Consider the following 11540-nt stretch of genomic DNA (forward strand, 5'->3'; position numbering starts at 1 on the left):
CGGGCGCCGATGCCGGGCACCATCTTGCAGATCGTGGCCCAACCCGGCGCGAAGGTCAAACGCGGCCAGCCGATCATCGTGCTCGAAGCGATGAAGATGAACAACAGCATCGGTGCGCCGCGTGATGGCGTAGTCACGGCGATTTTGGTCAAGACCGGCCAGAGCGTTGGCTACGGCGAACCGCTCGCCCAATTGGCCGAGGGGTAAACGCGGTGTGCAAGCCGCCGGCCCGCACCGCGCGCAAGCGCCGCAAAGTTAAGTTCTGCGCAAATTCGCCTCCTCCAACAGAGCAATGGATGTAGGAGGGGGAGTGATGAATCAAGAAAAGCGATCAACACTATGGACGAACTAGCCCTCCGGCTGTTACAAGGGATCACCTCGATCACATGGCAATCGCTGGTGATGATCGCCGTCGCTGGTTTGTTGTTCTACCTCGCGATTGTGCACGACTACGAACCGCTCCTGCTCTTGCCGATCGGCGCCGGCGCGTTGCTGGCTAACTTGCCGCTCTCGCCGCTGTTAGGTGAAGACGGCATGCTCACCATCCTCTACACTGCCGGCGTCGGCAACGAACTCTTCCCGCTGCTCATCTTTATCGGCATCGGTGCGCTCACCGACTTCAGCCCGCTGCTTTCCAACCCGCGTATGGTCTTGCTCGGCGCCGCCGGGCAGTTTGGCATCTTCGGCACCTTGCTGGCTGCGCTCGCGCTCGGCTTTAGCCGCGAAGAAGCGGCCTCGATCGGAATCATCGGCGCGATCGACGGCCCGACCTCGATCTATGTTTCGAGCCTGCTCGCACCGCAATTGCTCGGCCCGATCACGGTCGCCGCCTACAGCTATATGTCGCTGGTGCCGGTCATTATGCCGCCAGTCATTCGCGCGCTCACCACGCCAGCCGAACGGCGCATCCGCATGGAATACGTCAGCCGCCCGATCAGCCGACGCACCCGTATTCTGTTTCCGATTGTCACCACGATTGTGGTCGGCGTGCTGGTGCCGTTCGCTATTCCGCTGATCGGGATGTTGATGCTCGGCAACCTGATGCGCGAGTCGGGTGTGGTTGAACGGCTGACTAACACCTCGTCACGCGAGCTGGCCAACATCGTGACCCTCTTTTTGGGGCTGGCGATCGGCTCGACAATGGAGGGCACCCGCTTCTTGCAACCGGCGACGCTGGCGATTCTCGCGCTGGGCATTCTTGCCTTCGTGCTCGACACCGCCGCCGGCTTGCTCTTTGGCAAGTTTCTCAACCTGCTCAGCCGGGGCCGCTTCAACCCGATCATCGGTGCTGCCGGCATCAGCGCCTTCCCGATGGCGGCGCGCGTGGTGCAAAAGCTGGCTCACGACGAGGATTTCGAGAACTTCATCCTGATGCACGCGATGGGCGCGAACGCCGCCGGGCAGGTGGCCAGCGTAGTGGCCGGCGGGGTGGTCTTGGCGTTGATGGGGAGGTAGCCAGTTACAGGAGGGGCATAGCAGCGCTATGCCCCTCCTGTAACCGGCGGTATACAATGAAAAGAAAGCATTGATAGCGATAGAGGAGTTTGAATATGTCGAAGACCGAGCGCGTAGCCGAATGGATGACCGAAAACCCGGTTTGCGTCCCGCCAGACTTTTCGGCGCTGGCTGCTTATGAGCGCATGCGAGCGCGCGGGGTGCGGCGGATGCCGGTGGTGGATAAACAAGGCAATCTGGTTGGCATCATCACCCGCAGCGACATCGAGCAGGCGATGAGCCACCCTCGCGATGAAGAAGAGCGCCGGTTGGCTCGCTTCAACCTCGCCGGCCAGACCGTAGCCGAACTGATGACACCGAACCCGTTGACGATCGCTTCCAGCGACTCGATCGGCAAAGCAGCGGCGATCATGGTGCGCGCGCGGGTCAGCGGCTTGCCGGTGGTCGATGAGGGCCGGCTGGTCGGGATCATCACCGAATCGGATATCTTCCGGCTAGTGGCCAGCACATGGGCGGCGGAAGAGACCGAGTAGCTCGGTTCAGTGGCACAAGAAGAACCACGTCAGATCGCTCACCATAGCGGGCGTTGTGTTCAAGAGCCACAACGCCCACAACCCGCCGCCGATCAGGCTCAGCAGCAGCAACCCGCCGCCGGCTAGCCAAACGAACGCCGCGCCGTCATCGGTGGCCGGCGGCGCTTGCTCAGCCGGCTCGTAGAGCGCGCTCAACGTCTCAATGCGTTGCATTCTCACCCCCTGTCTCACATCGGTTGCTCAACAACTTGGCGCGCCGGACGATCGTCGATCAGCCAGTGGATGGCCGTCGCGGCAAGGCTGAGCGCCAGCGCGGCTAGCCAAACCGGCAGATAACTGCCGGTGCGATCGTAGACGGCGCCACCCATCCATGCGCCCAAAAAGGCCCCGATCTGGTGGCCGAAGAAGACAAAGCCGTACAACATGCCGAGATAGCGTGTACCGAAGAGCTGCGCAACTAACCCGCTCGTTAGGGGCACAGTGCCGAGCCAGAGCACACCAATGCTCAACCCAAACGCCAAGGCGCTGGCATCAGTGAGCGGCACGATCAGAAACAGAACAAAGATGATCGCTCGCCCAAGATAGATACCGCTCAAGACCTGTTTCTTGACCATGCGGTCGCCGAGTGCGCCAAAGAGATACGAACCGGCGATATTCCCCAACCCGATCAGCGCCAGCGCCACCGCAGCAACAGTTGCGCCAATGCCACTATCGACCAGATAGGCCGGTAGATGGGTGGCGATAAAGGCAACGTGAAACCCGCAGACAAAGAAGCCGGCAAACAACAAGGCATAGCCGGGATGGCGCAACGCCAGCGCGATCACCTGTTGCCCGCTTGACGCATTGTCGGCGGCGCCGGTGCGGCTAGCAGGCGCGCCGAGGGCCGGCGTCAGCACCGCCGGCAGCACCATCACCGCCGCCAGCGCCAGCAACGCCCCTTGCCAACCCAATGCCGCTAGCAACAATTGCGCCAACGGCACAAACGCAAACATCCCCACCGAACCGCCGGCGGTCACAAGACCGAAGGCGAAACCGCGCCGCGCTGGCGGCGCTAATTGACCAATGACGCCAAACACCGGCGCGAAAGTGGTCGCGCTCTGCGCGAGCCCAACCACCACCCCCAACGCCACCAAGAGCAATAACGGCGAGGCCGCGATCGTGACCGCTGCCACCCCCAGCGCGTAGACAATCGCGCCAACTGCAAGTAAACGCTGGCCGCCATACCGGTCGGCCAGCGCGCCAGCGAACGGCGTAGCGATCCCAAACACGAGATTCTGGATCGCTAGCGTCAACCCTACTTGTTCACGGCCCAAACCAAACGCCTCGCTCAGCGGCACGAGGAAGACGCCAAAGGTCTGGCGCACACCCATCGCGATAGTGACAATCAACGCGCCGCAGATACTTGCGATAAGCCAACGTGGCAGCGATCGCATATCATTCTCGCCGATCAAAGAGTTGAATACAATGGCGGAATGATACCGATAAACCGCTAGAATAGCAAGCGCCGCTCACTGGACGCCATCAGCTTACCGCTCGCACGTGCTATCAGCGCCGCTGCCAATGCACACATCGAACCCAGCGCCGCCAATGAGCACATCGTCACCCTTGCCGCCGATAATGCAGTCGTTGCCTCCCCGGCCATCGATGAGATCATTGCCGGCGCTGCCCACGATGAGGTCATTGCCATCGGTGCCGGTGATCACGCCAGCGCCAGAGATAATGGCACTCAAACCCATACCGGCGCAGGCCGGCGGCGCCACATTTTGCGCGCTTAGCGACATATTCAGATCGGCCATAGCGGCGTCAGGGATCGCGATGCTTGCAGCGGACGCCAATGCCGTCGCACCGATAACGGCGCTCATCAGGATGAGCAAGATGAACCGTTTCATGCCTCGCCTCGCTGTTCAGTCGCCGCTTCCCAATGCTGTTGGCGGGCCTCGCGCCATGCCTGCGCAAACGCCGGGTTCTGGCTGCGTTCGCGATAGGCGGTGAAGGGATCCACTCCCACTGCTTGGCAGGCTTCAATTACCAAACCGGTTTCGCGTAGGGCGGCAATAAATTGATCGCGCCAATCCGCCGGCGGCGGATGGTGGGCAACCGGTGCTGGCGTGACACGCTGGTGCGCCTCTGGCCCAGAGTCGCTAGCTTGATAGACGTAGACGGTACCGTCGTCGATCAATACGTATTGGTTCGGCTCGCTGCCGGTGTCGCGGATGATCAACCCGCCGGCGCGTTGGGCCAAGCGGGCCAGATCAGCCATCGTCGCGACGGCTGCCCGTGGCAGATCAACGTGGGGCGCGGCGCCGGTGATGATAAGATTACCGTACCAGAATTGGATCCGCATAGTTTCATCGCTTTGCCAGCGCCGCCATAACGGCCAGCCGATCGCAATCGCGGCCACCGCCAACCCGCCGGCAATCACCATTCCCCACCAGCGGGCCGACTCTACTTCAAGGCTGAAGAACAACAATGATAAGCGTGCCGGCTCGATCCTCGTCCGTGCCACCTGACCCTCGGCGCGGGGGGCAAGCCCCTGCCGGTCATCGGCAGGGTTGACCAGCGTGAGCTGCGCTTTATCAAACCGGAAGAGCAATTGCGGCGAAAAGGCATCGCTGAACGCTAGCCCGTCCACTTCCCCGTTCACCACCACATCTGGAGTGATAGCGAGCAGATAATATTGGTTACTCAAACCCGTCTGTTGTTCGAGTTGGGCGATTAGCGCGCGCAGATCAGTGAGGTTGATCACCCCCCGCACGGTTGCTTCCGCCCCCTCAAACGGCTGTGCCGGCGCGAGCGCCAACCGCCGGCGCCAACCATTCGCGGCGCTGACTTCGGCATTTAGCCCGATCGTGCCGCTCGCCGTGGCGACATTGGCCAATTCATAGTGAAAGGTGACGGCCAGCGTTGATGAGAGTTGGAAATAGACCGGATCGCCGGTTTGGGCCTGCGCCGTATCGTAAATGCCGGGAGGTGCATCGGCGAGATAGGTAAATGTCCCCTGCTGGCGATAGACGACCGGTTCGTTAACGACGCGGCTGGCGGGTTGGAGGAAGGCGTAGCCAGCAAGCATGCCGGCGACGATTGCGCCAAGTGCGCACAGTGTCACCGCAGCCATCGCTGCCTCGACCGGCTGAACAATTGTGTGGCGTGGCCGGCGACACCGTCCGGTTGCGCGTGGTTGTGCCATCACCATCCCTCCTGCCAGCGCCAGAATGATCAGCCACCAGTATTGGCGCGCCAGCACTAAGCCGCTCCCCAGCCACGGTATATGCAGCCATGCCCGCCCTTCAATCTCGGTCGTCAACGGCTCGTAGGGATCGACAAAATCGTTGTGATCACCCTTCAACCGCCAACGTTCGCCATCTTGGCCGATGATGCGATGGATCACCAACCCAATCTCAGGATGGCGGTAGGTGACAATATCGCCCAGTGCATAGTCATCAGCAGCGCGCGTAATCACCAGATCGCCGCGTCGGTAGAGCGGGGCCATGCTATTGCCGTTGATTACGACAAACTGGGCAACGCCACCCAGCGAGCGGGGTGCAAACAGCCACCAGATCAGCGCAAGGCCGAGCAGGATCGCCAGCCCACCCAGCCACCGTCCAATGACTGTTCGCCCCAGCTTCATAACCACCTCTCATCATACAGAACGGGCAAGAGGAACGTTCTTGCGCGCCTCTTGCCCGCTCCGTGACGTCACTGTAGATTTAGTTGTGCGCCACAATGCGCAAGGTTGTATGGGTCGAAATCGGCGCATTCGGCGAGGGATCAGCCGTCCACGTGCCGCCCGATTCAGTCGCGGTCACCCAGTTCGAGCCATCGAGTTGCACGAGCACCGTGGTCGGAGCAGCAGCGCCGGTCAGGGTAAAGGTAACTTTGTCGATCAACGTCGGATCAGTTGCATCGTAGACATAGGTCAAGCTACCGACCGTGTAGCCGCTGATCGTCAACGAACCGTCACCGGCAACAATAACTGCACTACCAAATGAGTTTGTGGCGGCGAAGCCATACGCGGCAGCGGCCAGCGCCAGCGCCAGAACGGCGGCGATCAGGGTTTTGGGATGGAGAAGGGTAGCCATACAACGCCTCCTGCGTGTCGTGAAGCGGTTCACTAACCGTTTCTTTAGAATTGATGATAATTGAGGCGTTGACCAATTACAATCGCATAAAAGTATGCTACTACAGATAATCGTTCCGTGATCAGAGGTATAACCTAGGTACTATATGTAATTGTGATAGAACTCGCAATATTAAACGTTGTTGCAGCTTCACCCTGACCATACCAAACCCCTACTGGCAGAATCCGCCGCTATCGTGTATAACAAGTACCAGTCATGCATCTCGCTGACCAAAATGAGGCACCGCAATGGAGCGACGGATTCTGGTCATCGGCGCGTTGGGGCAAGTCGGTTCCGATTTGGTGCCGGCGCTGCGCCAGATCTATGGCGCGACGCACGTTATCGCCAGTGATCTCAAACCGGCGATCGATGAAGCTGGGCCGTATGCCATGCTCGATTGCACCGATGGCGTGGCGCTCGATGAATTAGTCACCCGCTTGCGCATCAGCGTCATTTACCATCTGGCTGCGCTGCTCTCGGCCACTGCCGAGCGGATGCCGCAACAGGCATGGCGGCTCAACGTTGATGGCCTGTATACCGTGCTCGAAGTGGCGCGCCTCCACCGGTGCCAAATCTTTGTGCCGAGCAGTATTGCCGCGTTTGGCCCGGAAACGCCGCGCGACCCTACTCCGCAAGTGACAATCCAGCGCCCCACAACTATGTACGGCATTAGCAAGGTGATTAGCGAGTTGCTTTGCTCGTACTATGTTGCCCGCTACGGTCTCGATGCGCGCGGCCTCCGCTTCCCCGGTCTGATCTCGGCCACTGCGCCACCCGGCGGCGGCACCACTGACTACGCAGTTGAAATCTTTCATGCTGCGCTGAGCACAGGCGCTTATACCTGCTACCTGCAACCGGATACGCGCTTGCCGCTGATGTACATGGCTGACGGCATCCGGGCAACGCTCGAATTGATGGCTACCGACCGTGAACGGCTGCGCTACGCGAATGCGTACAATATTCAGGGCTTTAGCGCCACCCCAGCCGAACTCGCCGCCGCGATCAGCCGCCGCATTCCTGAGTTTCAGATCGACTACGCGATCCAACCGTACCGCCAAGCAATCGCCGACTCGTGGCCGCATGCGCTCGATGACAGTGCGGCTCGCGCCGATTGGGGATGGCAGCCGCACTACGATTTGGAAGGAATGGTGGACGAGATGCTGCGGGTGATTCGCCAGCAAAGCGCATCGTAAACGCGCTGCCCCCCTCACCTATCCGTCCACCTGTTAAATACGGAGAACGCTATGCCTCACGACCGTCTGGCCGGAATCCTCCAACAGCAACTTGACCAACTGAGCGCCGAACGGCGGCGCAAAGGCTTTGAGCGCGTGATTACCGAACGACTGCCGGGAGATGGCAAGCGCGGGCCGCGCTACCGGGTCGCTGGCTACGAGCAACCGTTCATTCGTATGAATTCCAACAGCTACCTCGGATTGGCCGCCGATCCGCGCTTGATCGCGGCAGCGGAAGCGGCGACGCACCGGTTTGGCGTCGGCCCCGGCGCCGTGCGCTTCATTAGCGGCACCCTTGCCCCGCACGTGGCGCTGGAACAACGGCTGGCCGCCTTTCACCGACGCGATGCAGCGATGCTTTTTTCCAGCGCCTATGCCGCAGTGCTCAGTGTGATCACCTCGCTCACGACGCCTGACACCGCGATCATCAGCGATGAGCTGAACCACAACTGCATCATCAACGCCATCCGGCTCGCCCGTCCACGCGAAAAGCTGGTTTACCGCCATCTCGATCTTGAGCAGTTCGACGCAGCGCTCGCGCAAGCCTCCCAGATCTGCCGGCGAGCGATTGTCGTCACTGATGGCATCTTCTCGATGCGTGGCGTGCATGCGCCCCTCGACCGGATTGCCGCTATTGTTGCCCGGTATGATGCGACATTTGCTGAAAACGCCTTGCTAATCGTTGACGACTCGCACGGCGTCGGCGCGTTTGGCGCCACTGGCCGCGGCAGCGAAGAGTATTGCGGCGCGCGCGCCGATCTGTTGATCGGCACGCTAGGCAAGGCGTTTGGCGCCAACGGCGGTTACGTCGTCGGGCCGCAAGTGCTGATCGATAGCTTGCGTGAAACCAGCCCGACCTACATCTACTCCAACCCGATCACCGCCGGCGAAGCGAGCGCGGCGCTGGCGGCGCTCGATATCCTTGAGAGCGCCGAGGGCCAAGAGCGGTTAGCGCATCTACGCGCCATGACGGCCCGTTTCCGGCAGGGCTTGCGTGACGGCGGCTTCGAGACCCTGCCCGGCGCGCATCCGGTGGTGCCGCTGTTTGTGCGTGATCCGGCGGCAACGGCAGCCCTCGTTGACACCCTCTTTGCGCGAGGGGTGCTGGCAACCGCGATTATGTACCCCGTCGTGCCGCGCGGCGATGACAGCATCCGCTTCCAGATCAGCGCCGAACACACCGCCGCCGATATTGATGAGGCGTTGGCGGCGTTGCGGTAGCCGGTATTAGCGCGGCGGAGATGCCCGCCTGTCATTGCGAGGGGCGCAGCCCCCGAAGCAATCTCCCGCTTTAGCGCGAACGAACACTGAGCGGTGCATCCCGTGCTCGCGGGGGATTGCGTCGCCGCGCGGAGCGCGGCTCGCAAGGACAACGGGAAGCGTCGCAGCCTCGCAGGAATCTCCTCTGCGCCAACCGGCGCTATTGACAGCGCCTCAATTTTCAACGTATGATAAAAGTGTCAGAGTTTGAATCTTCGCCCTTACCAATTTATGTAGACAAACAAATCATTCATAGGCCATTTCTCATGCCAAAACACCTGCGTCTACTCTACGATTTTGCCCGCCCACACACCATCATCGCCACCAGCGTCCAAGTGATAACCATGCTCATTATCGTCGCCGGCTGGCATCCGCTTACTCCCGATCTGATCGGATTGGCGCTGGCCACGCTGATCGTCTGTTTGGCGCTCAATCTCTATGTTGTCGGTATTAACCAACTCACTGACGTCGAGATCGATCTCATCAATAAGCCATGGCTGCCGATAGCTGCCGGACGCTTAAGCGCCAGCGCGGGCCGGCGCATTGTGGCCGCCGCGTTGGCGATTGCCTTGATTGGCGCGGCTTTGCTGAGTTGGGCGCTCTGGCTGACGGTGGCCGTGATTGCGTTGATCGGTTCGCTCTATTCCTTGCCGCCCTTACGCCTCAAGCGACAGCCGCTGGCGGCTGCGTTGAGCATTGCGAGCGCGCGCGGTGTGATTGCCAATGTCGGCTTGGCGTTTCACTATCAGAGCCGGTTAGGCGTGGAGTTGCCGCTCACAACGCTCATTCTGACCGGGGTCTTCTTTTTCGGTTTTGCGCTGGTGATTGCGCTCTATAAAGACCTGCCTGATGATCACGGCGATCGTCTCTACCAGATCGAGACGCTCACGACACGCTGGGGGCCGCAGCGGGTGTTGCAACTTGGCCGTCTCTTGTTGACCGGGTGTTATCTGCTGCCGATTGCGATTGGCTTGTGGTCGTTGCCGGCCTTCGCCGCCGCCTTTCTCGCCCTGAGCCACGCGATTGTGATTGCGCTTTTCTGGTGGGCGAGTTTCCGGGTTGATCTGCGCCAGCAACAGTCGATCACGAACTTTTATATGTTCTTGTGGGGCATCTTTTATACTGAGTTTGCCTTGTTGAGCATTTACCAGTTGACCGATACGTTGGGGCAGGTGTGAGCGCTGTTGTTAAAGATATGTTTGGAGTGCGGCAGTTTAACTGCCGCACTCCAAATCAGAACTATGATCACCAACTGGTTTGCCAACACCATTGATCTCATCAAACTTGGCCGCCCGCTCCACCTGATCGGCGGCGCGATCTTTTACGGCGTCGGCGTGGCTGCCGCCGGTGCAACGCTGCGCGATGGCGGGTTGGCATTACTTGGCCTTGCTACTGCCTTGAGCGCGCAGTTGATGAACCATTACAGCAACGATTATTTCGACCACGATGCCGACCTTGCCAACCCTACCCCTACTCGCTGGTCGGGTGGCAGCCGCGTCTTGCCAACAGGCCGGTTGCCGGCCCAAGCAGCGCTGGCAGCGGCGATCGGTTGGGGGACGCTGGCCATCATCTTGGCCGTGCTCAGCTCGGCGCGCTCGCCGAGCCCAGCGTTGAGCGCCGGGGTATTGGGCGTGGCGATTGCGCTGGCGTGGGTCTACAGCGGGCCGCCGCTCTACCTGCACCGGCGCGGCTGGGGTGAAACGACCGGCGCAGTGTTGGTGCCGGGAATGACCGCATTGACCGGGTTTGTGCTCCAGACTGGCACGATCCAGCCTATCATCATTCTCGCGATCATCCCGCTCTGCCTATTTCAATTCGCAATGCTGGTCGCCGTCAGTTTGCCCGATGTCGCCGGCGATCGAGTGGTGGGGAAACGCACCCTAGCCGTGATCTTCGGCCCGCAACGAGCAGCGCAGTGGCAAACCATCGCCATCGGTGCTGCGTTTGCTACCCTACCGCTCCTGACCCTTGGCGGCATACCGTGGCCGGTGGCGGTCGGGCCGCTTGCTACCGCCCCCATCGGGCTTTGGCTGATCAACCGCTTACGGGCCGGGGCATGGGCCGACCCGGCAGCATGGGATGAATTAGGTTTCTGGAGCATCGGCCAACTGGTGGGCAGCGCTGGGATGATGTTGCTAGGATTTGTGCTCTCGGCAGGGTTGCGATAGGATGGGGGCGCTATAATGCGCCCCCATCCTGCCTTCATATTACCACAACGCAAACACCCGGCTTGGCCCACCTGAGCCGGCGGCAATCTTCGGCGCGCCGACCACCAGCGTTGCACCGCTCGGTGGAATCGACTCAAGATTAGCCAGATTCTCCAAGCCCCAGCGGTTCGTCGGCAAGATGGTGTAATGCACCGCAAACGTGGTCGAGGGGCCGTGATCGATGCTAAGCGTATCGACGCCGATACCACTGATGTTCCGCTCGGTGAGCAGAAAATCGACGGCGTCCTTGCCAAAGCCGGGGAAGTGCATGACCCCGCTCGAATCGGTATTGCGGAACAGCTCGACCGAATGGGCCCGCGCCCCCCAGCCGCTGGCCATCAACACCGCCGCATTATTTGGAATCCGGCCGTAGCGCCGCTCCCATGCCCGAATGTCCTCCGGGGTGACGACGGTATCCGGGTCGCGCGCGGCCCGCTCGGTGATGTTGATAACCACCGCCGGCACTACCAGCGACTGTACCGGAATCTGATCGACGAAGAGACCATTGGGGGCAAAATGCACCGGCGCGTCCATGTGGGTGCCCGAATGCTCCCAGTAATTAAGGATGCTGCCGTAGTAACCATCGCGATCATGAAAGACCACCGGCGTAATTTGGAACGGCGCCGCACCGGGGAAGAGCGGGAACTGGGTACCAAGCAGGTGGGTCAGATCAGCCACCTTGCTAAAGCTAGCGCGCGGCACCGGCGCTGCCTCAGCGGCGAACGGCGCGGCGAG

General features: G+C 60.9%; 13 protein-coding genes. 7 read left to right on the forward strand and 6 right to left on the reverse strand.

What is annotated here, in order from left to right:
* The 3 genes from U9R81_RS18040 to U9R81_RS18050 all read left to right on the forward strand — a co-directional run.
* Positions 1-207 (forward strand): acetyl-CoA carboxylase biotin carboxyl carrier protein subunit (locus tag U9R81_RS18040; RefSeq protein ID WP_322496800.1); only part of this gene is annotated, 207 nt, incomplete at its 5' end.
* Between the two features lie 132 nt (positions 208-339).
* Positions 340-1455: a sodium ion-translocating decarboxylase subunit beta gene (locus tag U9R81_RS18045; RefSeq protein WP_066785127.1), complete on the forward strand. Its 1116-nt coding sequence runs from the start codon at positions 340-342 to the stop codon at positions 1453-1455.
* Between the two features lie 95 nt (positions 1456-1550).
* Positions 1551-1988 (forward strand): CBS domain-containing protein, encoded by a 438-nt coding sequence (locus tag U9R81_RS18050; RefSeq protein WP_322496801.1) that lies wholly within the window; start codon positions 1551-1553, stop codon positions 1986-1988.
* A 6-nt stretch (positions 1989-1994) separates the two neighbouring features.
* Here the strand turns inward: U9R81_RS18050 and U9R81_RS18055 are convergent, their stop codons facing one another.
* From U9R81_RS18055 to U9R81_RS18075, 5 genes are all read right to left on the reverse strand, one after another.
* Entirely contained in the window at positions 1995-2201 is a 207-nt protein-coding gene (locus U9R81_RS18055; RefSeq protein WP_066785109.1) for a hypothetical protein, read from the reverse strand.
* Positions 2202-2215: 14 nt separating this feature from the next.
* Positions 2216-3421 (reverse strand): MFS transporter, encoded by a 1206-nt coding sequence (locus tag U9R81_RS18060; RefSeq protein ID WP_322496802.1) that lies wholly within the window; start codon positions 3419-3421, stop codon positions 2216-2218.
* A 93-nt stretch (positions 3422-3514) separates the two neighbouring features.
* Entirely contained in the window at positions 3515-3877 is a 363-nt protein-coding gene (locus U9R81_RS18065) for a hypothetical protein (protein ID WP_322496803.1), read from the reverse strand.
* Positions 3874-5616 (reverse strand): signal peptidase I, encoded by a 1743-nt coding sequence (locus tag U9R81_RS18070; RefSeq protein WP_322496804.1) that lies wholly within the window; start codon positions 5614-5616, stop codon positions 3874-3876. The genes U9R81_RS18065 and U9R81_RS18070 overlap by 4 nt, the downstream gene beginning before the upstream one ends.
* A gap of 79 nt (positions 5617-5695) precedes the next feature.
* Complete coding sequence (locus U9R81_RS18075) at positions 5696-6067, reverse strand: hypothetical protein (protein WP_322496805.1); 372 nt, start codon at positions 6065-6067, stop codon at positions 5696-5698.
* A 287-nt stretch (positions 6068-6354) separates the two neighbouring features.
* Between U9R81_RS18075 and U9R81_RS18080 the strand changes: the two genes are divergently transcribed.
* The 4 genes from U9R81_RS18080 to U9R81_RS18095 all read left to right on the forward strand — a co-directional run bounded on the left by U9R81_RS18080 (position 6355) and on the right by U9R81_RS18095 (position 10766).
* The gene (locus U9R81_RS18080) at positions 6355-7299 is read left to right on the forward strand and encodes an NAD-dependent epimerase/dehydratase family protein (RefSeq protein ID WP_322496806.1); all 945 of its coding nucleotides are present in this window, start codon (positions 6355-6357) and stop codon (positions 7297-7299) included.
* Between the two features lie 51 nt (positions 7300-7350).
* Positions 7351-8559, forward strand: a complete 1209-nt coding sequence (locus U9R81_RS18085) for an aminotransferase class I/II-fold pyridoxal phosphate-dependent enzyme (RefSeq protein WP_322496807.1) — start codon at positions 7351-7353, stop codon at positions 8557-8559.
* Positions 8560-8864: 305 nt separating this feature from the next.
* Positions 8865-9776, forward strand: coding sequence for a homogentisate phytyltransferase (locus U9R81_RS18090; protein ID WP_322496808.1), 912 nt, complete (start codon positions 8865-8867; stop codon positions 9774-9776).
* Between the two features lie 63 nt (positions 9777-9839).
* Positions 9840-10766, forward strand: a complete 927-nt coding sequence (locus U9R81_RS18095) for a prenyltransferase (RefSeq protein ID WP_322496809.1) — start codon at positions 9840-9842, stop codon at positions 10764-10766.
* 39 nt (positions 10767-10805) lie between these two features.
* Here U9R81_RS18095 and U9R81_RS18100 read toward each other — a convergent pair.
* Positions 10806-11540: cyclase family protein (locus U9R81_RS18100; RefSeq protein ID WP_322496810.1), on the reverse strand; the 735-nt coding region annotated here is incomplete at its 5' end.

The sequence above is a fragment of the Chloroflexus sp. genome (assembly GCF_034435895.1).
Taxonomy (GTDB): domain Bacteria; phylum Chloroflexota; class Chloroflexia; order Chloroflexales; family Chloroflexaceae; genus Chloroflexus.